This is a genomic window from Halocatena salina (genome assembly GCF_023115355.1).
GTDB classification, from domain to species: domain Archaea; phylum Halobacteriota; class Halobacteria; order Halobacteriales; family Haloarculaceae; genus Halocatena; species Halocatena salina.
Window position 1 is genome coordinate 29,394 of sequence record NZ_CP096023.1, and the last position, 25,703, is coordinate 55,096.

The 25,703-nt window shown below is 56.2% G+C and carries 10 protein-coding genes; 7 read left to right on the forward strand and 3 right to left on the reverse strand.

The window, feature by feature from the left end:
- Positions 1–396: 396 nt before the first annotated feature.
- Together MW046_RS18830 and MW046_RS18835 are read right to left on the reverse strand one after the other, a co-directional pair.
- Positions 397–4,038 carry a UvrD-helicase domain-containing protein gene (locus MW046_RS18830; protein ID WP_247995976.1) on the reverse strand — a complete coding sequence of 1,214 codons (3,642 nt, stop codon included), beginning with the start codon at positions 4,036–4,038 and terminating at the stop codon, positions 397–399.
- Complete coding sequence (locus MW046_RS18835; RefSeq protein ID WP_247995977.1) at positions 4,031–7,216, reverse strand: PD-(D/E)XK nuclease family protein; 3,186 nt, start codon at positions 7,214–7,216, stop codon at positions 4,031–4,033. The genes MW046_RS18830 and MW046_RS18835 overlap by 8 nt, the downstream gene beginning before the upstream one ends.
- A gap of 345 nt (positions 7,217–7,561) precedes the next feature.
- Here MW046_RS18835 and MW046_RS18840 point away from each other — a divergent pair, with 345 nt between their 5' ends.
- The 6 genes from MW046_RS18840 to pglX all read left to right on the forward strand — a co-directional run bounded on the left by MW046_RS18840 (position 7,562) and on the right by pglX (position 21,439).
- Positions 7,562–8,329: a BrxA family protein gene (locus MW046_RS18840; protein WP_247995978.1), complete on the forward strand. Its 768-nt coding sequence runs from the start codon at positions 7,562–7,564 to the stop codon at positions 8,327–8,329.
- Entirely contained in the window at positions 8,326–12,003 is a 3,678-nt protein-coding gene (locus MW046_RS18845; RefSeq protein WP_247995979.1) for a DUF6079 family protein, read from the forward strand. The genes MW046_RS18840 and MW046_RS18845 overlap by 4 nt, the downstream gene beginning before the upstream one ends.
- A complete protein-coding gene (locus tag MW046_RS18850; protein WP_247995980.1) occupies positions 12,000–12,581 on the forward strand; it encodes a BREX protein BrxB domain-containing protein in 582 nt (193 codons plus the stop codon). Before MW046_RS18845 ends, MW046_RS18850 begins: the two co-directional genes overlap by 4 nt.
- A complete protein-coding gene (locus MW046_RS18855) occupies positions 12,578–16,414 on the forward strand; it encodes a hypothetical protein (protein ID WP_247995981.1) in 3,837 nt (1,278 codons plus the stop codon). The genes MW046_RS18850 and MW046_RS18855 overlap by 4 nt, the downstream gene beginning before the upstream one ends.
- 73 nt (positions 16,415–16,487) lie before the next feature.
- The gene (locus MW046_RS18860; RefSeq protein WP_247995982.1) at positions 16,488–17,132 is read left to right on the forward strand and encodes a hypothetical protein; all 645 of its coding nucleotides are present in this window, start codon (positions 16,488–16,490) and stop codon (positions 17,130–17,132) included.
- 92 nt (positions 17,133–17,224) lie between these two features.
- Positions 17,225–21,439, forward strand: a complete 4,215-nt coding sequence (gene pglX / locus MW046_RS18865) for a BREX-5 system adenine-specific DNA-methyltransferase PglX (RefSeq protein WP_247995983.1) — start codon at positions 17,225–17,227, stop codon at positions 21,437–21,439.
- Positions 21,440–21,443: 4 nt separating this feature from the next.
- Here the strand turns inward: pglX and MW046_RS18870 are convergent, their stop codons facing one another.
- Positions 21,444–23,108, reverse strand: a complete 1,665-nt coding sequence (locus tag MW046_RS18870; RefSeq protein WP_247995984.1) for an ATP-dependent nuclease — start codon at positions 23,106–23,108, stop codon at positions 21,444–21,446.
- 343 nt (positions 23,109–23,451) lie between these two features.
- On the opposite strand from MW046_RS18870, the gene pglZ reads away from it, so the two are divergent.
- Positions 23,452–25,644, forward strand: a complete 2,193-nt coding sequence (gene pglZ, locus MW046_RS18875) for a BREX-5 system phosphatase PglZ (protein WP_247995985.1) — start codon at positions 23,452–23,454, stop codon at positions 25,642–25,644.
- The last annotated feature ends 59 nt before the right edge of the window (positions 25,645–25,703 follow it).

Below are 25,703 nucleotides of genomic sequence, written 5' to 3' on the forward strand. Positions count from 1 at the left end.
GGATGCAGAGTGTTCGACTTTACCGTTTCACCCCGTTAGCTATGCATTTGCGCATAGGTATGGTCTAGCTCAACTGTTTGTAGAGAGAACAGGTCGCCTACAGAAAGGTATGATATCATGTCGAGCAATCGTGTGCTCACGTAATACACTACTAAAGATCTATCACAATTCAAGCACAGCATTAATATGAGCCATCGGGTTCTGTTCTTGGCAGCAGTCGATCTATCAGCTGGACTTTCGCTATCATCCTGATCTCCTCTAACCAATAATATATTACTTAATATATAAATATAGTGTATAGAGTGTGTCTTGTACTTCCGACCACAGTGTTCCAGATAGTCTGATAAGAGGACTCACTGTCTGCAATATAAGAAATAATCGATTTCAACGACCACGTTAGGTGCGTTCGTCCACTATTGTACGGAGTTCGGCCTTAATCTCGTCCAGTTCTTCTGGGTTCCACTCGAAGCGTTCTTCGACGCCGATATCGGTAAACCGGAGTGACGCGCGAACACATCGATCGGAATCGTGCTGAAGGAGCGCAAGGGCATACGAGAGCATCTGCGGCCGATAGTGCTCTGCTAGCTCCTCGGTCATCGTTGTCGAGAGGTCATTGGTCTTGTAATCGATGATGTGGTACCCATCGGGTGTAACGAGCAGGCGATCGATATCCCCGACGATTCGCGTGCCATCGATGCGTGCCACCACAGAGTACTCGTCGTGAGTGGCTTCGAGGGCGACCGACGACTCGACATCGTCAACAAACGCAATCGCGTCTTCTGCGTGGGTGACCGCCTCACGGAGAGCATCCGGTGTCGGCTCCTCTCCTGCTATCTGACTCACTCGATGGATGAACGTCTCCCAGTCGTCTCTCGGTGGTTGAAGCTCGGTAAGACGATGAACCACGGTGCCGAACGTGGTCGGGCTGAGTCCGACTGATTCCGTTCTATCTGCAGAGCTGTGCTCGCCACCGGAGTGGTCTGTAACGTTATTTACAAGGGTCGTCGCTGCCACTCGTCTTCCGACATCGCGTTCAGATGGGGATGGAATCGATATCTCGGGCATCACGGCATCGGTTTCCGTAGCAGAGCGCCAGTTTATCGGCCGTGGCGGTGTGCGAACGGTGTATTCAGCATTACCGAGGTGGCCAGACGCGGGTCCGTTCCGGACCGCCTCGGTAAGGAGTTCGGTATCGTCAAGAAGGACGGGCTGGAGCCAGTCTCGCCAACGATTGGCTTCATCGAACGGCTCGGTCTCGCCAAGGTCAAGCGCTCCAGACGCGTCCACGTCGATCTCGTGTGTGCCACACAGGAGCAGATGATCGCGTACTCTCGTGCATGCAACGTAGAGCAGACGCTTTGCTTCCGCGCGTTCCTGTAGACGTGCGAGCCGATCGGCGTACGCATGGACCGCCGTCTCCTCTATCGAGAACGCGTCGTGTGGATCGGGGCCACCAACAGCAGGAAGCGGTGGCGCGTCATCAGTCCCCTCCACGAGCTGAACGTAGCCATAATCGTCGACGCTGCGCCCAAAGTTCAAACTGCTTCCAAGGTCAGGAATCATGACAATGGGGAATTCCAATCCTTTCGAGGCGTGGATCGTCATGATGCGGACGCCCTCGGCGTCCCCTGGGATGTCTGCGTCTCCCTCACGTGATTCGATGTTGGCTTGCCGGTCGATCCGATGTAGGAGTCCAGCAGCCGTGTGAACTCCACTCTCGCTCCACGTCCGTACCTGGTCGCGGAACTTCTCGACGTTCGCGACGGCCTGCTGGCCCCGTTCGTCCGCACTGACGCTCGCCAGAAAGCCCGTCTCGTCGATGACACGTGTGAGGACACGATCCCACGAGAGCATGCCTTCCTCGTCAGGGGACGTACACCCACTGCGCGTTCGCCACGTCGTTAGCAGCTCGAACGCGTCAGTGAGGTGTGGATCGTCGGACTGTTCGAGTGCGTGCCAGATGGAGTCCGCGTCGGCAACTGCCGGCGCGAGCCGGTCGTCGGTGAACCCAAACAGCGGGGAACGAAGCACACCGTACAACGAGACGTCGTCCGTTGGGTCACCAAGTACACGAAGGAGATTCGTCAACGCTTGGATTTCGGGAGTCTCATAGAATCCGACACCCCCGATGACTGTGTACGGAATATCGTGCGCCGCAAGTGCGCGCTGGTATCGATGGAGGTGTGTTCTCCGGCGGAGCAAGATCGCTACATCATCCGGCGTTGCCGCACGATGGTCACCAGTCTCTGGGTCTTGGATCGTCGGTGGCTCGTTGAAGAGATGGGTCAATCGGGCAGCAAGCCCCTGCGCTTCCGCCTCGGTCGTATGCTCTACTGCCCCCTCTGCAACGGGATGATCGTCGCCGAACAGCGTGGTTGCTGTCTCGGCGTCGTTCGGAACGACGAGGTATTCGACACTTCCCTCTAACCCCTCGACGTCTTCGACCTGATTCCGTCGTGCAGTGAGCGATTGAGGTCTCGCTTCGAACGGCCTATGTTTGTCGCCCTCCGGGTGGAACAACTGCTCGAAGAGTTCGTTCAGAAACACAAGCGGTTCTTCAAGCGTTCGGAAGTTCCCGGAGAGTTCGAGTGACGTTGGTCGCTTTGCCTCGCTGTCTGGCACGTGGTCGATGTCGAAGGTCGCGTTGACGGAGTGCAGTTCGGCCCGTGCAGTGGCGAAGGTCGTGACATCGGCTCCACGGAAGGCGTAGATGCTCTGTTTCTCGTCGCCGACGAGAAATACGTTCGTTGCTGTTCCTTCCATTCCCCCCGTGAGGAGCTTCACGAGTTCCCATTGCCGGTCGTCAGTATCTTGGAACTCATCGACCATGACGGCCGCAAACTGGTCCTGGAGACGGGTGCGAACCTCATCGTTGCGACGGAGAAAGGAGATCGTCGTCTCGATCACGTCTGGGAAATCGAGGGCGTCTCGCCGGTCTTTCTCGGCGTCGTACTGCTCTCGGACTTCATCGAAGACACGCATCAGTGCCAACGCGTAGTGTGCACTGTTTTCTTCGAGCTCTCCGGGCGTCGTATCGACAGCCTCCTCGTGTGGTCCGATCGCGTCGATGACCACATCGATGGCATCCTTCAGATCATCGTAGACGTCGCCGTCTTCGTTCCAGTCGTCCCGGTCACCGATGACGTAGCCAGCACTGCTGTAGAGTCCACCGCTTTTCTTCTCACACACTGTATAGAGTTCGAGAATTGCCCGTTGACACGTTCGGGGAGTACTTGCTTCAGGATCGTCGGGGAGCAGGTCAGCAATGGTTTCGAACGTTTGGTAGGCCTGCAGCCCATCGTCATCTTGGATCTCGGCTTCGACCGTCACTCGTCCCGCCAAGTCCCGCAAGTGGGTCAGTACACCGGTCGTGTAGAGCGTTTCGCGAGCCTCGTCGGCATCCACATCGCAGACGACCTTCCATAGAAGGTCGACATACTCATCGACATCAGCGTCTCGCCAGCGGTCGAGGACCGCTTCACTCTGTGGACGCGCATCAAGCAACCCGGTCAAGATGGTGAGAAGCTGCGGTCGCCCCCAGAGGTGGGCGAGGAGCGCCACGTCTTCGTCGCTCTGGTGTCGTTCGAGGAACTCGGTAACGACCGCACGCTGGAGTGAGGCTGCACCATCCTCGTCGAGCACGTCGAATCCGAGCGAGACCGGGGCTTCGATCGCCCGCTCTCGCAACAGGCGGGTACAGAAGGCATGTATCGTGTGGACGTATCCATCCTCAAGGTCGTCGAGTACTGCTCGCCACCGCTGATACGCCGCTTGCGAGTCCACGGCTGCAAGTCGGTCGTAGATCTCCGCTCGGACACGCTCGGTCAACTCTGCAGCGGCCTTTCGTGTGAAGGTGATCGTGACGATGTTCTCGGGTGTGAGTGTCGGGTTCTCTTCCAGCACCGTCACGTACCGTTCGGTCAGCGTCGTCGTTTTGCCGGTGCCGGCACCGGCGGTGATGGCGACGTTTCGGTCCTGCACGAGCGCGTCTTCCTGTTCGGTGGTCAGTTGGATCGCGTTATCGTCGTTATCAGTCATCGCTCATCACCGCCGTGAGATCCGCCTCATCTTGCACACGCAACGGGACGTACGACGCATCGTCCGCTTGTGCCTGTTCGACTCGCTGTCGCTTTTGATGGTGTCGGACATCGCAGGCGCGTCGATACTCACAGTAGTTACAGTTCGCACTGCGAGCCGACAACAGCGACGTATGGAACCGTCCGTTCGCGATTGCATCGTCGATATTCCCGAGCCACTCCGGCACAACGTTGTTCAGAAACCGTCGCAATGCTGCCTGTGACTCGAACTTCGATTCCACCCCTCGCCGGACCGTGACGTCGTTGGGTGGATGGACCTGGTAGTACGTCGCAGAAAGCGCTGCGTCGGCAGTCAGGTTTTCATCCACAACTGTGTCTGCAGCGAGGAGATAGATCGGGAGCTGGAACTTCGTTCCACCCGTCGTTTTGGTCATATACGGAGTCCGCCCGGTCTTGTAATCGTAGAGCGCCAGCTCCGCGTGCTCCCCATTCCCGTTCACGTCGATGCGATCGATGTACCCACGGATGGAGACCGTCGATCCATCAGAACGCTCAACATCGAACCGTCCGCTTTCCGAATCAGGGAGGCCCGCACCGAACGGCGCTTCGAACCACTGTCGCTTGGCAGGGTCCCGTGAGCGTTCCTCCGTGAGGAACGTCGCGAACAGCCCCTCCGCAGGCGCAGTGTGTGGCCGGTCACTGTTGGAATAGGGGTTCGTCTCTGGCTTGCCCAGTCCCGCGAATAATTCTGTCAGCCATCGCTCGTAGAACAGCCCCTCATACTCGAAATCAGCCTGCTCCAGTTCATCGAGGGCAACGTCGAGGAGGTGCTGTTCTAGGTCGGCTTTGTCATACGCCATGAACTCAATGTCGTCGTCGGACTCTCCCAGCAGATCCACATAGAAGCGTTCGAGGACATCATGCACGTAGCTGCCAGCCTCAAGCGGTGTCGGCCTTACCTCGATCTCGTCGTGATCTTCGATTCCGATGACGTTCTCGGCGTAGAATTTGAACCCACATTCGACGTACCGTTCGATCCGACTGGCGCTGTATGGCGCTCGATCAGTGGGTGGATACACCGTATCGACGGTGTCTGCATCGAGGATGCCATCGTGTGGGGTGAGCTCCGCAGTGCTTCGATTAGCGGCGCACACGAGACCACGGTCGGTTCGCTTCGTTTGTTCGGGCGAGAGATCGCCCTGTTTGCCAGCGTGGTCAACAGCCGCTCGCCGGTCAGGGTGAGCGGCGAGGTGTCGCTGGAGGTCCTCACGCGAGCCGACGCGATCATCGACACCGGTTTCTGGTTCGATTCCCGTTACCCGCTGGAGTTCATCGAGCACCGGCGATCGAACGACTGCTGCTTCACCGTCGCCAGTGTCGGGAGTCGTGAGGGTTACCTCCTCACTGTTCGCCAGCAGTGTTGCGAAGAGATACCGTCCCCGACGGCGTCCATCACCCGTGTCGAATCGAGGATGGGCATCGGTCATCGCGTCGAAGAAGGCCGGGCGCTCCGGCGAGGCCGGGAAATGCTCGGTCGTGAGTCCGACGACGAAGACGTGCTCGAACGATCGCATTCGGGCGTCGAGCATCCCCATGACCTCGACGTGGCCTCCTGTGATGCTTTGTGGGACGCGAACGGATACGCTGTCGAACGCACGGGCGAGTAATGCCAGCGGAGGGTAGTCATTCGATATTGCTTGCAACTCTTCGAACGAACTGAGGATGTCATCGACGACAGAATATGCCTGCTGCTCACGTGCCTGTGGTGTGCTACCGGCGTAGTTCTTGACGGCGGTGTCTAGTTCGATGTCCTCGGCTAGCACCCGCCGAAGGACGTCGAGCGCCGTTCCAATGTCCCCTGTTCGGAGTGGCTTGAGTGACGCCACTAGCTCCTTCACGAAGGCCGTAGCATCACCGTCAATGGTTTCTAGCAGTGGGGCAAGGGCGACTGTGTCGCGGCGTCGAGCTGCTCTCGTGATCGCATCGACCTGTTCTTGTGGGAAGATATCAACGAGGGAGTTCGCCAATAACGATGTCAGATTTTCAGCGTAAGGGTCTGCTTCGGCCAGCTTGAGTAGATCATGGACAACACTCCCAACAAAGGTCTCATCCAACTGGGTTGCTGCGGTCGTGACGTGTGGGATCTCATAGATGTCGAAGATGTCTTCAACGTATCCAGCATACGATTCGGTCCCTGGGATCACGACTGCTAGATCGTCTGGATTTCGACCGGCTGCGAGTTCCATCCGAAGTTCGCGAGCAACGAATCGGATCTCCCGTTCTGGCGTCGGTAGCTCCCGCCAATAGAGCGTGCTGGGGTGGGATACTGTTTCTAGATCGTGACGATACAGGGCGTTCGTGACGGCTGCGATTGCCCTAGCTGTTTCCTGCTGGGGTTCGATCACTTCCCGGTTGAATCCCAACGTCTCATACACCGCGAGGCCGTCGTGGGTGACCGCGTCTACGCCACCGTCACCGTGTTGGTGAAGCGGGAGGATCGCAATTGTATCGAACGCGTCGACGATTCGAGCGAGCACGGCCCGTTCGACAGGTCGAAACTCGTGATAGCCCGAGATGATGACGGTATCGAGATCGGGTGAAAGTTCGGAGAGAGACACCTCAGTCGTCGCGACGGTCTGAAAGAGCTCACCGCGGGTAGCGGTCCACTCGTCGCCAGCGGTTTGATGCAGCTCTCGGTAACACTGGTAGATGTCGACGGTCGCTGTTGCGATGCGTTCGTCAAGTATAGACTCATCGAACGCAGTCGCCAACGCATCAGGGGTGGTTACGCCGGCATCATCGAACAGTGAGAAGCGATGACTGAACGCATCTACAAGTGACCCAGAGGCTGGCTCGCCGGCAAATATACTTTCGTCACCCGCCGTCGCACGATCAAGGGCGTACTCCGTAAGGCGACGGTTTACCTGGCTGGACAGCCTTGCAACTGGGCCTTCGAGTGCTTCGTACCACTCACGGACGACGGCGTCAAGCGTCTCAGCGCGGAGCCGCAGTGGGCGATGCGCCTCTGCCCACGCATCTTCGACGTGCGATCGACGAGCGTCGTTTCGCGTGATATAGAGGATACTTCCTAGCGAATCATCGGCGAGGGCATCGGCTTGCTGGAATGCTTGTTGTTCCAGCCGTGCATGTTGTGGACCAGTTAGCAGCGTGGCATTCATCGAACAGATTTGCTATTACTGGATTATACTTCAATCTTTATAATAATTTGACGTAGAAAACGTCCTAAGAGATTGAGTGCATCAGGAGATTCATATCACATCACGAGTTTTATTCATTCTAGATTCCTTTCCAGTTCGTAGATCATGAGTACGACGATGTCATATACGAAGCCGAGGGGCTGTTCACATAGGTGTGAAGTCAAGCATCGAGACAGTGGCGCGGGCCATTATCCCTATCACATAAGTGGCGTCGATGGTTCGATTCGTACTATGAGTCTTCGTACCGATGGAAACGGCACCTCTCTGCTGTCGCTTGATATGCGACCTTCACAAGAAGAGGTTTCTATGGATCTCACGAGATGTGGTCTCCTCATCGAGAGAGCAGAGACACTCGCCCGTCTCTACGCGAATCATCGGGATTGGACGGTTGTCGAGGAGAAATGGCTCGACGAGCGATTCGACGAGCGCAGTACTCGGCGCAGCTCCAAAGGCATCTATCGCGTTCTCAGCTCGCGGTTCAAGACTGCCAGCGCGAATCTGCCCGCGATAGTCCGCCTTCCATCCATATTCGAGCAGTGTGAGACTGCACGTGACAAGGCACAGATTCTCTATCTCTATCTGCTGGAAGACGATCCGCTCGTGAAATACGCGGTCCATCAGTATGTTCAGCGGCTACAACGATCAGGCATCGACGAACTCGATTTCGACCAAGACACTGTGGAACGCCTCCTAAGCGAATTTCACTACGCTGATGGAAGTGCATTCGAGTACGCGGAGTCGACGACACGTCGGTGGGGGGATGGACTCCGATCGGTGATGCGAGAGATCGGCGTTCTCGAGACCCAACAGTCGCTCACCGGGCAGCTTCCGAAGATCGGTACCATTCCACTGCTCGTCGCATCCGGCTATTCGTGGGAGAAAGCGGAGACAGATTGGCTTTCTCGGCCCGCCGGCTGGCTCTATCTCTTCCAGCCCGAACAGTCCTGGGACTCACTGGCCGAGCGTGTGAGCGACCATCCGAGTTGGGAGGCGAGCGGGATTCACGGGGAACTACGACTCCAACCGACCGAAGAAACGTACGGGTGGGCAGAATCGATGGGGGGTGATGAATGACTCGCGAAGAGTGGTTCACTGCCAATGTCGGCGCAGATTTCGAGGAGTCCGTCCGCATCGATCGCCAGGACGACGGACGCGATCATCGACTGGCGTCTATCGACACCTACCACGTCACCGACGAAGCCGAGAACTTCATGCACGACTTCTTCGCGCGGCTGCTTGGCCGTTCAGAGGACATGCGTTCCGGCGCCAATTACTGGCTCTACGGCTACTATGGAAGCGGGAAGAGCCACCTTCTTAGTGTCCTTCGTGGTTTGATGGACAGCGAGTGGCTCTCCCAGCGAGATACCACCTGGGCACAGCTAACCGATGGGCGGGAGTTGCCGTCACTGAAAACGACGTGGGAGTCGATCCACAACGAGTACGAGGTCATTCCGATCTCGGTGAATCTCCTCACGTATCAGGGCCAGAAAGAGCGGAGCTTCAGCGAGATCGTTCTTCGATCCGCACATACGACCGAACGACTCACTGGCGTTGAAGGCGGCTTCTCTTCACAGCTCGACGTTGCGTACTTCGAGGACTGGTATCGCACGACCGATGCATGGCCCGAGCGGACGACACGTGCCCGGTCGGCACTCGAAGGCACCGTCGACGATCCCACCACGTACGACTGGGAGAAGATCCAGCAGTACAACGCTCTCGCCAAAGTGGTGTTGCCGGAGCTTTTCGAGGAACAGACTGGGACATCCGACGGATTGGCCGATCTGAGGCCATCTGACCTCGATCCTGAGGCGATGGTTACACGGCTCGAGGCGTTACGAAACCAACGCGAGGAGGACCTCGACCGTCCGGTTAAACTCATCTTGTTACTGGACGAAGTGAGTCTCTTCATTGGAACTGACTTCGACCGTCTCACTGAACTGCAAACGCTCGCCGAGAGTGTCGACGAAATCGGCGACGGGAATATCCAGTTAGTGGCCACCGCACAGGCTAAAATCGAGGATGTCCAGCCCCAATTCGCGGCTCGGGGGGCCGACTTCAGCATCGTCAAGGATCGCTTTCCCCACCGATTCGGCCTCCCGAGCAGACACGTCGGGGAGATCTCTACCCAGCGCTTGTTGCAGAAGACGGCGTCCGGCAGACGAGAGGTGGAACGCGTTCTCGCACACACGAGCAACGATCCCGAGACGCTGCTCGTATATTCGGAAATCGAAGGCAATACCGAACCACAACTCGACGCCATTGATCACGAGCGTCTCATCGACTTCTATCCGTTTCTCCCCTATCAACCGTCGCTGTTCCTCGAGATCCTCTCGAACCTTCGGCAAGAAGCACGTGATCCAGCCAAGTCGATCTTCTCTGGGACGGCCCGAGCGATTCTCGCGCTCGTCCATGGGCTGTTACAGGAATGGGCCGACGATGGTGAGGAGACGCACGTCATCTCGCTGGTCGACTTTTACGATCTCATCGAGCCTGAACTCGATGATATCACACCGCGGGATGTGGAAGTCATCGACGAGATCGAGGAGCAGCACGAAGCGGGACAGGTAGAGCACATCGATGTCGACGTCGCAAAGGCAGTGTTGCTGCTTCAGCACGTCCCCGAGACGATCCCGATGTCGGAGCGCAATCTTGCTGTTGCCGTATTAAGCGACCTCAACGGTCCGACACAATTCCAGATGGAAAACCGGGTCGAGGAATCGCTCCAGCGACTTCGGAAGTTCATTCGCCCGACGCACGACGAAGTCGGACCGAAGTACGAATTTGCCACCCAGGAAGAGCGGGAAATCATCGAGGCGGCGGAAACGAATCTCGACGCCCCGGACTGGGATGCTATTATCGAGGCCGTCGACCGCCATCTCTGGGCAGACATCGTTCGTGATCTCTCGCTCCCGTCATCGGCAGAGTACGGCGACACTAGTGAACAATATCCCGTCCGCTATGAGTTCACCGTCGATGGCATTGCTCTCAATACGACAGTCGACGCAGAGGACGCGCTCGATGTCGAGGTGGCCATCGAGGGACTGGCACTGGAGGCAACAGAGGCCGACTACGATGGAAATCCGCTTGAATGGACTGTCGGTGGAAACGGGATGAACGACCTCCGCGACACTCTCATCGAGTGGTGGTCGCTCAGAACCGCCGTCGGCGACCACACTCTTCCACAGTCAATAGAGCGCGATCTCTCGGATCGAGCAACCCGCGTGCGGAGCAAGGTCGTCGAGGCGCTCAAGAGTGGCACGTTCACCGTCAAGGATCGAACGGACATCCGCGGCCTGACTTCGGCAGTTGACACATTCGTTGCGGTACGCTATCCCGACGACTTCCACCCGACGATGCTGCAGGTCGGTGAAGAACACCTTCGGGAGCTTCAGAGTCTCACAGCGCAAGACCTGCTCCCCACCTGGGCGCAGCAGATCGAGGTCGCCACCGAGGATCCAGGAACACACGGCGGTTCGATTCAGAACAACGTTCGAGCGTTCACGGGCAGACAACTGAAACGGAGTGATGGGAGCCTTGCGATGGCGACGATTCTCGATGGAATCATCGCCGAGAAGCCGATCTACGAGGAGGCACAACCCGCATTGTGCGCCATCATCTGGGGGCTCTGCCGCAAGGGTGACTTCCTCCCGGTGGACGAAACGGGCGACTCTCTTGAATTAGATACCGTCCTCGATCTGGGCAGCTTGACAACAACGCGCCTCAAGATAGCCGAGGGAACTGGTGTTCGCGAAGCGCTCGAAGACGGTGGATTCCTCGAATCCACGGAAACGGTTCCCGACGGCATCGTTCGGGTACAGAACGCCAACGAATCGCTCGCCGGGCGACTCGGCAGTCTCATCGAGGATGTTAAGTTGGTCGCACAAAGCGATATCCAGACACGGATCGTCTGTGACCTGCTTGACTCGTTCGTCGATGCTCTCGAGAACCAGAAGCAGAAGGCCGTCGAGCGACACGAGGCTGTAAAGTCCGGCGACACCGACTGGCGGCGGACAGTCGAGGACACCAACGATGCTGAAGAATGGTACGAGGATGTCACGGAAGTGTGGAGCCTGCGTCGCTCCGCTCTGACGCAACTTGACGCTCAGTTCGTGCTGGCACAGCAGTCCTTCGACTGGCTGACTGACGACTGTGAAACGGCCAGTCAGCAGCTCCACGAAAGGATCGACGACTACGGCGGCAAGTGGTGGACGCACGACGGCTGGGATCGGTTCAACGACACCAGAACCGTCTCGCCACCCTTGGACGACGCTATCGAGGATGCATGGGCCACCTATCGGCAATCAACCGGCTTGGATGAACTCGTCGCCGAGTTCGAGGAGCACCCGTGGATCCAACCAGCGAGCGACTTCACGTCGGCCGTCCGACCCGCGTTCGAGAGTGAATATATCATGCAGCTCCGGCGAGCCGCCGCGTGGTACGACGATGTCTCTGGGGTCGTGACCACCGTCGTTGGAGGGACGACGAGTACGGAGACCGACGACTTCATTCGAGCGGTGAACACGCTACTCGACACTGAACCCCTTCGTGTCACCGCCGGCGAAGTGACCGAGTTACAGGCGACATTTGACGAGCTCAAGAGTATCGTCGGCGATCGATCCCCGTCCGACGTCACGGCGATCGGCGTCGTTCCATCGGATCACGAATCACTCGATAGCGAACTTGAGCGGCTTGCGGGACGGTACGATCTCAGTATCGAGCGGACGGAAACGGGGGTGATCGTTCGATGACGAGTAATCGACCCCTCCACGACTTCATTGAGCGACTCGCCGACTTCGCGGACGGGCGTCGCGGCATTCGGAATCCGTTCGTGATCGTGCCCGTTCAGCCGACGTACGAACGACGTGTCGCCGATCGGCTCACCGCGTGGGCAAGGAATCCCCACGAAACGGAGGGCTTCCCAGAGGACGGAACTGTGCAAGTCCTCCAGCTCGATAAACTGTTCATCCAAACCAACGTGTTCGACCTCGCGGTCGATCTCGGTGAGCAGGCCGACCCGGCGACGATCACGGACACGATGCAAGACCGGCTCGCCAAAGAACTCATCACGGACATGACCGAAGAGATCGATGCTCCAGATCACCAACGACATGTAGTGATCCTAACCCACCTCGGAAGCCTCTACCCGTTCACACGGGCTTCAGAACTCCTCGACGAACTCGACCGTCGTAACGTCCAATCGACGATCGGCATTCCCTTCCCAGGTGACATCGTCGGTGGAAAGTTGAACTTCTTCAGCAAGGAATCGCGCAACTACTACCCGGCACATCAGATCGACGGACGGATCGAAGGGGTGCATCTCCAATGAGTGACACACAGATCCACGATATTTTCCACCAGTCACCGACTCGTGAGCTCAAGGAAGTCCAGAAGGTTAACGCCAGAGAGCGGGCCGAGAACGATATCCGTGAGTTCTACGAGACCGACAGTGCCCGGAACGTCCTCACCACGCTCGGGACCCTTATCGACAAGTATCCGCACGAAGAGTCGCGGTTCCTCTACATTTCGGCGACCTTCGGGTCGGGCAAGACACACCTGCTGAAGCTCGCAGGCTTCGCCGCCGACACTGAATCGGAGTATGCGGATCTCGGAGAGGAACTGTCAAACCGATGGGCGGGCTTTCGGTCGTTCCGTCAACACATTGTTGACTCCCACGTCGACCGCCTGAAGCCGGTGTTCCTCAATCTCCTCAACCGTGACGCGTCACAAGAGCCGCCACTTCCATACCTCATCTACGAGGCGGTCGGGCGGGAACTCGGCTATCCGACCGATCCAAACTGGCTGCTGGAGTGGGCGTGGCAACTCGACATGAACCACGGCGATTACTGGACGCAGCTGCAGGAAATCGAGCATGATGGAAAGACGTTCGACGAGGTATACGAAGAACGGGCATCGCTGCGGAGCTGGCTCTACGAAGCCGTTCCGATGCTCGATGACTCGCCGTTTGGCTCCTCTGAAGAGGTGAAACACTCCATTGACACGGCTATCGCGGAGGTTGCTCCCGACGAGTTTGATCCGGACGAACTCGTTGCCCGGATCGAAGAGGCCCAAGACGACCTGAGCACCCCTGATACGAAGACGGAATTACTGATCGGCCTCGACGAGGTGGCGTTATTCATCGGCGATGGTCGGAACCGCTACGGGGAGTTCCAAGAGACGATGGAGGCGCTGACGAAGCTGGGCATCGGGCCAAATCCCCCGATCGTCGGAACAGGGCAATACCCGATCAAAAAGATCCATGGCGAGTTTGAGGATACTGATGTCACCAACCAGCCGTGGTACGGAGAACAGGAACAGCTTGAAGGAGCCGACACGGAGATTATCGTCCGCAAACGCTGGCTGCAGAAGGACGACACCGGTCAGCAAACTGTCGCGTCGACCATCGATGACGCGCCCGACCTGACGCTTGACTCATATGAAGCCATCGCCAGCACTGATCCCAACCCGATCGAATCGTACCCATTCCGTGAGTACGATCTTGGCTTGTTGCGCACAGTAATCCAGCAGTTGATGCCGGGCGGCCACATGACTAAAGAGGAGTACGTACAGGGGCGGACCTTGCTCATCCTCGTCCGATCGCTGTTCACTCGGTTCGAATGGGGGGACAAGTCCGTCGGTGCGTTCGTCACATGGGACGAACTATACGATTTGCTGGTCGCAGAGACGACCTACGTACCACTGTGGGTGCGGGAGATGATCGACAATAAGCTCATTCCATCCGCCGGCGGCGATGACGATGCGCTCTCGGTGCGGGTCGCAAAGGCGCTCTACCTCCTGAATCAGGTGCGGGCGGACGTACCTTCGACGCCGAAGAACCTCGCTCGGCTGATGGTTGGATCGATAGATGCGTCCTTGGAATCGACGCTCGATGACGTCGAGACGGCGTTGGCCGAACTCGTCGAGGACAGGAAGGTATTGACCGAGACAAATGATCGTGGCGACGAGGAGTACTTGCTAGTCTCCGAACAGCAGGAAGACATTCTGACGCGAGCGAAGACGCATGCCCATGAAATTCAATCACATCGGGTCTCGGCCAAACTAGAGACATACTTACAGGACGGAAGCGCTCACTTGCTCTCGGAGGGAAGCAGACATGAGGTGGACGTCGCTGGCGAGCGTAGCGTCCCCCTCCGATTCGAATACTCTGTGCTCGAGCAAATCGAGCGGGCACCCACACCGGAGTTCGATGCCGTTCAAGTGCGACTCGTTGCACACTATCCCGACACACTGTCTGAACAAGTCGACACGTGGCAGTCAGCTAATCAGGGACGTGATGGGGGTGAACACGTCCTTATTGCCGTACCGATTCCTAAGCCGATGGAGGAACGGCTACAGGAAGTCATGGGGATGCAGGAAGTGCTCTCCAAGGAGTCAGAGACGTACCCGGACTTGCAAGCTGACAATCGTGCCGACCAACGGGCGCTCGAATCGGCGGTGCGCGAGCAACTCGATGCGGCCGATGTCTATGTGTTGACTGGCAGTTCGCGAGGCCGCTACGAGACTGTGTTCGAGCAGGTTGTGACGGAGCAGGTGCGATCGGTGTTCGGCCTAACGCGACACGTTTTGACGAACGGAATCACGGAGGTCGACGACGCAGAACAAATGGCGCAGTTCTTCCGTGGGGTCGGCGACTGGCCCCTGTCGAACGAGGATGCCATCACACTCGGCGTCGACACGGAGCGAGGCGAACTCGCTGACGGCTGGTGTCGGAATTTCCTTGACGAGTACGAGGCTCAGCAATCGGTGCGTGGCGAGGATCTCCTCGCGGAGACGGTCCAACGCGGCGGCACATACCGCGGGACGCCCCGGGAATCGATCTCGGCACTGCTGATCACGCTTGCCGCAGCCAACGACATCGCGCTTCGGCGCAACGACGAGTATATTACCGATCCGGCAGCAATCGGCCGCGCGGTCAGAAACAAGACGAATCTGGCCGATGTACAGGTTCGGTTCGAGTCAGTCGGCGACCCCGAACAGATTCGACGCATCACGGAAGCGATCATCGGCGACCCTGTCTCCGGACGTGATCCGGATGCGTGGCTCTCGGAGTTGGAAGCGTGGGTCGACGAGAACAGCGTGCTGGTGAAACGCATTCTTCGCGACGTTAGCAGGGCATTCGGTGATAGCGCCACGCTTGATGATGTAGCGGAGGCACTTGATCCGGCGCTCGGTGGCGGGTCGCTTGAAACGGATGACTTCGCAACTGACGAGATCGAGACACAGGCCAACCGGTTCGATCGTGCTAAAGGGCTCTTCCAGACAGTAGAGGACGGAGAGACGCTCTGGGAACGCTTCACCGACCAGGCGAGCGAAATGCAGCGGCTGCATCCCGGCGCAACCGTCACGGCTGAGATGCAGAGGATCGTTGATGGCGACGACATTCCCGCCGTCGACCGACTGCGAGCAGTACTCGATGATGCCGAGACACACAAGCGACAGGTCGTCCACGAGCAGTATGAACGCATTACTGGCGAGACGCCAGCGGACGATGAGCCGAACAGCATCGTCTCCAGCCTCACCACGTGGCTCTACGCTCACGATGGAACGAGCAAGGAGACAGCCGACCGCGTCGTTGTCGAGTTCGAGGGAGTGACCATCGACGACCTGTACGACCTCTTCGAGCAAGCGTGGAACGGCGATACGTTTTCCGAGGCAGCCCTCGTCGATCCATCGGTCATCCAACAAGCGAAGCGATACGCGAGAGCGCGCCGACTCCTCGATAACGCAGGGCAGGGTGTGAGTCTCTGGTCACAGCTCCGAGACGCGTCGAGGCGGCTTGAAACCGAGTACCCGAACCATCCGATAACGAACGACGTGACGGGAATGCTCGATCAGTCACAGCCACCGACCGTTGAGGAGGTGAAACGGCTTCTCGACGAAACTGAGAATCCATTTGAGCTCAACGAGCGACTGGCAGAACTCGCCACGGAACTACAGGCCGAGTATCCTGACCACGAAACGACGGCAGCGGTTGTCGATGCCATCGAACGAAGTAGTCCTCCGAGTAACGAACGTGTGAGCGAATTAATCGAGGAGGGCAACCGATTACGCGAAGGGGTGGACGAGCAGCTGCGACGGATACAGGAAACAATAGACGATCTCGAGAGCGGTTCCGTTGTCCTCGTTGAATCGCCTGAATAGCGGAGCTTCGTTGTGGAAGTACGATCCTACTGATTTGTTGAACATTTTTATTGTCTGTATGTCTGTCTTCAGTATGGTCGATATCGAATGGGCACTGAAACAGCTTGATCAGGTCTACCACTCAGAGGATCATTTTAAGCTCTCTCTCGCTGCCGAACTCGCGCAGATGTACGGTGACGAGCGCGTTCGATTGGAGTGGAAGCCAGAGACACAAGCACAGGTCGACATCGGGATCCGTCGTGAAGACGTGACGATTCCAGTCGAACTCAAGTACAAAACAGACGGAGCAACCGTTGAAGACGATACCTTTGACGAATCGTTCGAACTCGCTTCACAAGGGGCTCAGTCAGACGCCCACTATCGAATTTTCAGGGATATCCGACGAATCGAGGAGATTGTCACCGAGCAAGGTCGGTACGGGTATGTTGTGTTACTAACTAACGACGCGAATTACTGGTCACCGCCAACGCACACCTCAGAGTCACTCCACGATGCGTTTCGGATTCACGAAGGACGGACTGTGGAGGGACCGCTAGCGTGGCGAGAAATCAGAGGGTGGATTCGAAATCAAGGTATGTCCGATCCGATCGACCTGAAGGGACGATACCAGATGGAGTGGTCAGGCTACAGTTATCGAGACGAGATCCGTGTGTCAGACAACTCGGCGTTTCGGTCTCTCGTTCTCCGTGCCGACGTGGCAGATTTGGATGATGACTAGAGAACAACTCTGTGTTCGTGACTATCTCCGCCTCCGTATGAACAATTTCAAGACACCTCACTGATTCTGTTTGAAACATCAACTAGCTCTCTATGCAAGGGAATTCTCCGCAGCAACGAAAGGCCCAACTCGATAAGGAAGAGCGCGAGCATCTCGAGGATATCGTCACCGAAATGCGCGAGCGCGTGGAGGCGAACGTCCGCTATCAGCTCGAAGAATACGATCTCGAAGATGAGCCTGCCGAGGACGCGTCCCTGCGTGACGAGCAGGAAGACCTCGTCGAAGCGATCGAACTCGAAATTGTCGATGGGGACGAGTGGGCGGATGGATACGAGCAGTACATTACGGGCGTTGGCTACACGATCGTCAATCGGTTGGCTGCGCTGCGGTGTATGGAAGTTCGTGGCTTCATTGACGACGAGGTCACGGCCTTCCGCGAGGACGGGCTTACGCCAGCAGCCGACCGGCTGGTTACAGAGGAGTTTATGCTTGAGGAAGAGGCCGTCCTCGAAGCCTACCGAAACGTGTGCGACGACCTCACCGAGGAGATCGAGATTCTCTTCGATCGTTCGACTGTCTACAGCCTGGTTGACCCCGATGACGACACGTTCGAGGAACTCTGCGGGATGCTAGATGATGTGCCGGATGCGGTCTGGCGGGCTGACGACGTGCTGGGCTGGGTCTATGAATACTATAACCGCCCCGTGGTTGAGGCACTTGACGCGAAGAACACTCTTGAACCTGAGGATGTGGGTCCGGCGAACCAGTTCTACACGCCCCATTGGGTTGTTCGAATGCTCACTGATAATAGTCTCGGCAAGCTCTATCTCGAATCAACCGGAAACGAATCGACTGTCCCTGCCCCCGAGGACCTTTCACCGGAAGAACGAAAAGAACGCCTCGTTACCCCAGAGGATGCGCCAGACATTCCTAGTCTCTGTACGTATCTCATTCCCGATAACGAGAATCAGGAGGCTCCGTCGTTCGACCATCCCTCGGAGCTTCGTGTGATCGATCCAGCGTGTGGGAGCGGCCACTTTTTACTTTACGCCTTCGATGTCCTCGAACGCATCTGGTGGACCGAAACCGATCTCGATCGTGGTGAGATTCCGGCGAAGATCCTTGAACACAACCTCTACGGCGTCGACATTGATCTGCGATCCTGTCAACTATCTGCATTCAATCTCTATCTGAAGGCCCGAACCCGCGCCGAACAGGAGGGTAACGACAGGTTCGAGATACCTACCGTCGGCATCGTCTGCGCTGACGCTCGGGTTGCCGAGGTTGAGACGGCCGTCGATGTGCTTGACGAGATTACGGGAGAGGGAACCGACGTTCGGGAGGCGCTTGAGGAGATCATTGAGGAGTTCCAGACGACGGAAGCACTCGGGAGCCTGCTTGACGTGCAGAGTGTGTTGGCCGAGGAGTTCGTGAAGGACCAGACAGACGTCATGGAGTGGAGTGGGGAAGGTCCACACACGCTGAACGGATTTCTAAAACGGCTCAGGACGGCCGTCGAGAAACGAACGTCAGACTCGTTCGGCGAACAGAATTTGCGGAGCTTACTGCATCTACTGGTGGTGTTGACACAGGACTACGACGTGGCGCTGATGAATCCGCCGTATGGGATGCGTGGGCGGATGCCCGAGGATGTGAAAAGCTATGTCGAACAACAGTACCAACACTATCCCGACTATTATATCAACTTTTTCGAGGTCTGTGAGCGTCTCTCGAAAGAACATGGTCGTGTCGGGATGCTTATCCCGTGGTCGTTCATGTTCCGGAAGGTCTTCGAAAGCTTCCGAGTTGATTTTGTCGGCGAAGATCGACGTTTCGACTTTCTCGCTGAGTTCGGTTATGATATCCTTGACAACGCGACTGTCGGAACAGTGGGAACAGTCGTCCGGGTTGGCACTGCTGGGAATGGCAAGGGGACTTTTATTCGTCTGCATGATGTTCCGAAAGCGGATAAGGAAAGTAGACTCCTTAACGCTGCTTTCGTTAATGCGTATGACGGGGACGTACAGCGGCGGTTCACGCGTGACACGTCTGAGTTCTCCATGGTCCCTGGAGCCTCCATCTCTTATTGGGTACCGAAGGATCTCAGAGAACTCTATAAGGCTGAGACAGTCTTGGATGCAGATAATGCAGACTTACCTACAAGAGAGGGGATAGGTGTTGTCAAGCAAGGATTGGCGACAGGTAACGATGACCGTTTCTTCCGTTATTTCTGGGAGGTAGAATGCTGCGAAAATAACTTTGCACCTATCTCAAAAGGGGGAGAAGATGCCTGGCTACTTCCGAGAATAAGCAAAGCGGTACACTGGGAAGAGAATGGGAAAGAGGTCCGTAGATACCCTGGCTCCTATCCCCGGAATACGAATCTTTACTTCACGGAAGGCGTATCATTTAATAGCAGGAAGCGTAGTGGACGGAATTTCGGTTACATGCATCGACAGTCGGTTTTCTCTCATGTTGGGACTGCAATTTTCCCAGATAAGATGGATGCTTGGCCACTTATCGCATACCTCAATAGTCGGCTCGTTACGTACCTCAAATTTGCTCAAACGTTCGAGCGAAAGTGGGAGGTGAGTACAGTCGCACGGCTACCCGTAATTGATGCCGTTTTTGATCATGAAGAGGAATTAGCAAATGCAGCCAAAGAACAGGTAGCCAATGTGGTTTCTAAGCGAAGCGTTGAGTTTACTTCCCCCCATTTCTCAGGCTGTCTGATCGCTCAAATGATTGGATATGAACTAACAAGGTCTTCTAATCATCCTCATCGAACCATATTGGATGATGTTCCATGGACATCTCCACCCCAGGTCGACTCTGATACGACGTTCGAAGAAATGAGCAAGTTAGCGAATCAACATCTCTTAGAGATCGACGAGGACCTTGAACGAGTTGCACAGGAAACTGATAATATACTCTTCAATTATGTGGGAATCACCGATGAGCAAAGAGAAAATATTCTTCGGGAGGTTGGTTTGCGAACGATCGACGATCCTCTCGACAATAAAAAGAAGGACAACCTCCAAACGATACCGTCAGAGGAACAAGCGATCGAAACTGAGCACTTGCTCAAAGACTTCCTGCTTCAGTTGAGTATGGATCTCTTATCCGAGGATAGCGACGGGATCATTCCAGTCTCAGATATTACGGAGAAAGATAATTTACTCTCCCGCATCGAAGGCGAGTTTGAGCGGCTCTTCGGTGAGCATGCTGACGATCGCCTCGCAGAGGTCGATCAGCTCCTTGGTACCGAGCCACCGGCCGAAGAGGCCTACCCGAACCTGCGAACGTGGCTCGAAGACGATCTCTTCGAGTATCACATCTCGACGTTCGACCGAACGCCGATCCTCTGGCAGTTAACGACCGAGCAGCTCGTTTCCGACCCGGAGGGCGAAGGGTTCGTCTGTCTCGTCGACTACCATCAACTCGACGCGAACGTCTTCGACCAGCTCCAAAACCGCTACCTCGAACCCCGGAAAGCATATCTCCGGGAACAACGGAGCGCGGCCAACCGACGCCGGAGCGACGACTCGCTCTCGACTACCGAGCAGGCAGCAGCCGTCACGGAGTACGAACGATGTGAGAGCGGCCTCGAACAGATCAGTGCATTCGAAGACCGGATGGCTGAACTCGCACAGACCACTCCTCGCGCATGGTCAGAAGCAAATCAGGAACTCGCCGCGGCGACGGCCAAACGGGTCATGGAGTTCCGCGAACGAACGGCCACCCGACTGGAGACGCTTGAGCAACTCGCTGATCTTGACGATGTCGACATGGGTGAGCTGTTTAGCCCAACGTTCTACGAAACCGTCCAAGAGAACCGCGAGGAGTGGCTCGATGCGCTCAACGACCTCGAAACCGCATTCGAAGCCTATGCGAAAGATGGTTCCGAGCCGGTCGAGGCCCACCTGTACGACCTCTTCGAGTACTACCATGACCTTGTGGGATCGTCCCACTACGCGAGCAATGGCATCCTCTTTATGACCTACTACTTCGACAAGTTCGACGATGCTGGCCAGACACAGATCGGCGACGGGGGCGTCTCCGAACGCCAGCGTCTCCTCTCCGAACTGGCGAATGACCTCGGGGACTACCAGGCACTCGCAGACGAGATCGCAGGCGCCTGCGAGGAAATCGCAGCCGACATCTCCTCCGACTGGTCAGACCGGGCCCTGTCAGAAATCACGACCGCTGGCTACCAACCCAACCAAAAGCACGGCGTGGCGATCAACATCACACCCCTCGCGGAGAAGAATATCGTCCCAGTGATTGTCGAAGATAAAATGCTGTAGGCGACTATGCGTTCGCCTGTTCTACACAAGAATCGAGGAACCCTTCAATCTCCTCGATCGATTTTCCGTTCTCATACATCCACTCGATTATCTGCTTTCCGTGTTCTATCTTCTTGTAACAGCCTGAATTCTCGACCCCGGGAGGCATATTCTGCTCCGCCACCATCTGGTTAACCTTCCCCTCAACGTCACAGAATTCAGTAATGTCGTCTCTAGAAACAGAAATGGATAACACTTCGCCGATCCCGTCAGGATAGAAGTAGTTCTCTATCTCTCTGTGTTCCAGAACATGACAGTCAATCCCAGCGCTTTCAGCATGCTCTCTCAATTGCGCCACTTTTGGCTTAAGTTCATCTTCTCTGTCTTTCCTGTCACTATCCAACAGGAACGCGAAGTGGCGGTTTATCTTCTTTAATTTTCTTGGCTTACAATGACTGATATTACCTGTTCCACCGAGATGTTGGATGGTGATGTTATGTTCTTGCCAGTTATCGTAATACGAATCGGCAATTGTTTCGAGGATCTTTACGTCGGATGGGCCCTCTACGTAGATTACGAAGTCACTCTGGAGGATGTCGCTGTTCCGTGCCCCGATCTCATCGACTGCTTTGAAGGCATCCTCCTCAATACGCTCGAAGGTCGTGATACCGGAATCACGACGGGTGATGTACATCTCTGCGGCCGTTCGGTTATCGATAAACACCTGTGAGTGCGTGGTTATTACTACCTGGCCACCGCTATCAGCGATACTTCGCAATGCGTCCAGCATCTTCCGTTCGGCTGCTGGATGGAGAAAGTTACCTGGCTCCTCGAAAAGCAGCATATACCCCTCACCTACTTGAAGGTCGACATAGGCTTGCATCATTGATAGAAGAAGGAGACTTCCCACACCTGACCCACGCTCATGGACGTCTATACTCTCGGAGAGATGCTTGTCCTCGAGATGAATTTTCGGAGAGATTGCCTTGCTGATTTGGATACTTCCCGGCCTCATATTCACCTTTTCAACGTCGGCTAGATGTGCCTGCATGTACTCGGTCAACCGCTCCCCAATACCTTCTGAAGTCTCTTCGAGTGAATGTTTAAGCTCCTCGATTTGTTGATCAATTTCGTCGTGGAGTCCACCGCCTTTTAGAACTGGCATGAGGAGCTTGTTCAGAAAAGTACCACCCTTCAGCTTTGTCTCCTCGTTCACATCACGTTCAGCGAAAATCGGGAGTGGCTCTGGGAAATACTCCCAGATGAAGTTCCGTGATTTCGCTTTGTAGAGTTCTTCTCCATCAACGACGACTGCTCCCTTAGCCATTTTTTCGCCATTGACGTAGGTTTCGGCTTTAGGCGTCGTTCCATCCCGTCGCGTGAACTCCTTTTCAATTGTAAATGTCTCATTCACATCGGGGAGGTAATCTTCGGTCAGTACATCTTCAAGGTCTGTGGGGACTTCTGCAAGTTTCGCAATGAATGAAATTGACTCAGCTTCGCACTTGTGGAAGTGTTCGTTCTCGGGTTTACCACCATCCAGGAAGATAGAAAGTGCCTCAAGGAAAGATGATTTGCCAGCATCGTTTTTCCCGATGAAAGTCGTTATATCACCGATGTTGATTGGGCCTGAATCCTGAATTGGTTTGTAATTTTTGACCTCGAATGTGTCAATCGTGATCATTGCCATTTGGAATTTCGACATCTCATGATAGTACCATAAGTCTTCTGTAGGTAACGATCGGATGGATAGTTCAGAAGAGCCGAACCGATGGAGGCAGTCCCCCGACTAACGTGCGCTATTCCAGATCGTATTCGAGTTGATCGCGGTTGTAGTTGTCGATACGAGCGATGAAATTATATCTTTCTATGATATAGAATCGGGTTATTATTCTGATTAAATATTATGGTTCCCATAGATGTCGACAATTGCATGTGTTTGAACTCGGAATGTTGTAGCGAAATTAATAAATGTTGCCCCATCTCATTAATTCACAGACCGAACAAACTCATTTGTAATTCTTTAATCATTCATGCAAGCAACTCAGACCCTCCCCGACGCCGCGAAAGACACTATCCGGCGAGAGTTCGACCATGCCGAGTCGGACGAGCCGATCGTGCTCTGGTGGGATGATGGACACTACCTTGAAGACATCCTTCAGCAGGCCTGCGACGAACTCGACGTCCACCTAAAGATTGCCGAGGAGACACCGTTGGACCTCCGCACTGATCCCGTCGATGGCGAGCAGGTTTGGTACGTCCCACACGTCAAAGACCCCGAAGACGTCGAGGGAGACTATGACTGGTTTCGCGACATCGAACACACGGGCAGCGAAGTAGCGTTGAGTATCGAAGACCTCACCGTCCGCGTCTTTGGGAGCGAACAGCTCCAGGCGTGGGAACTAAAAAACGCCACCGAAGCTGACAGCCACCAACAGCGACGGGAAATTGCACGGATCCTCCACGACCAACTGACTGGCGGTCAACTCCCGACGCTCGAACAACTCCGCACCCAGATCGTTACCGGCGGCTACACCGATCCTGTGGCGTTCATTCTGGAGAACGGCTGGGCCAACATCGACGACGACCGCCAGACCGTCGACCAGATGAAGGACTTGCTGACCAGCGAAGGCGTCGACGCGGTCGCCGGCGAAACTGAGCCGACAGATATTGTTACACAGACCCGTCGCTGGGCCGTCGCTGAGTGGCTCATTCACGCTGGAGCTGCTCCCGACCTGTTTCCCAGCGGGTTCCGCGCTGAGACGGCTGGGGCCCACGATCTCCCGGAACTCAAGTCTGTACTGAACAACACAGCTACTTCCGGCGTTATCGCCGACCAATACCTCGGCGAAGAGCTGTGGCCCGACGTCGTTCGAGAGTTGGACAACCCGTGGCAGCTCGTAGATTGTCTCGTCGACGCCGCACTCGAACGACGACTCTGGGAGGAGTGGCATGCGTCCTTCGAGGCTGGCGAGTACGAACCGTGCCTTGACCGGGCTGACGAGCGATGCGAGGCACTTCGCGGGAGGGAGGGTTACCATAGCGAGTACCGGGGTGCATACGGCCCCGACAACGCGTGGACACAGACGTGGGAGCAGGCCACCGAGATTGCTCGCCTCGCCCACCGGTTCGACACGTGGAACGAGCGTGCAACCGACGACATCGTCTCCCTCTATGCCGACGAGGACGATGGAACGTGGCAGATCGACAACGCTGTGCTCAATCTCGTCGTTTCCGGCGAACCCGAGACAAACCTTCCCGATGCCCACCCGGCGACAGAGACCCTCGCCGATCTCCGTACTCACCTTCAGTCGGAGTACGTCAAGTATCTCGAAGACCTCGGTGACCTCGTCGCCGAGACCGTTGAGGCTGGTGCTCCGTTTGTCAACGAAGACCACACCTATCAGTTCTTCACCAAGGAATCCACTGGGCTCGAAAGCGGCCAGTCCGTTGCGCTGTTTGTCATCGACGCACTCCGATTCGATCTTGCTCGCCGACTCGTGGACCAACTGCGCGAACATATCGCAACCTTGCCAGCTGATGCGCCTGAGTTTGCAATCGAGGAGAGCGTCTGGCTCGGCACGCTCCCTTCGTCGACGAAATTCGGAAAGGCCGCACTCACGCCGGGCGAAGTCCAGATGTTCGATATCTCGCTCGTCAACGGTGACCTACAGCCGCTCCGGAACAATCGTCACGTCACGTCGAATCGGCGTGGGTCGTTGCTGGATAGCGACGGCTGGACGGTTACCCGTGAGGAAGACGACGGTTGGCAGTCCCCCCGTGTGGCCTACTACGAAAACGACATCGACGACATGGGGGAGAAGGGACTCAGCGACATCGAGGAATTGCTTGCTCGACGCGTCGAGAGCCTTGCCGACTTCATCGGGGAAAAACTCGAACAGGGCGAGTGGGATCAAGCGTACATCCTAACCGACCACGGGTTCGTCCTGCTGCCTCAGCAGTTCACGCCAGAGCGGATCGATCGACCGGCAGAAGCAACGGACTCGGGACGGCGATGGATTGCCGGCGAAGACATGGATGAGGACAATCCGGGGGTGTTACTCGATGCAAGCACTCGGCTTGGGTATCTGGACGCCAACGTCAGCATCCTTACTAGTCCGCTTAAGTACTTCAGAAAGCGCGGTCGCGATGATGCTCGCTTCTACCACAGCGGACTGTTACCACAAGAGTTCGTGCTGAACTTCATTAGCATTACGAAGGGCTGAACGCAGACTGGAAGATCAATCACCATATGGACAGACCAACAATATTGAAGAAGCCATCT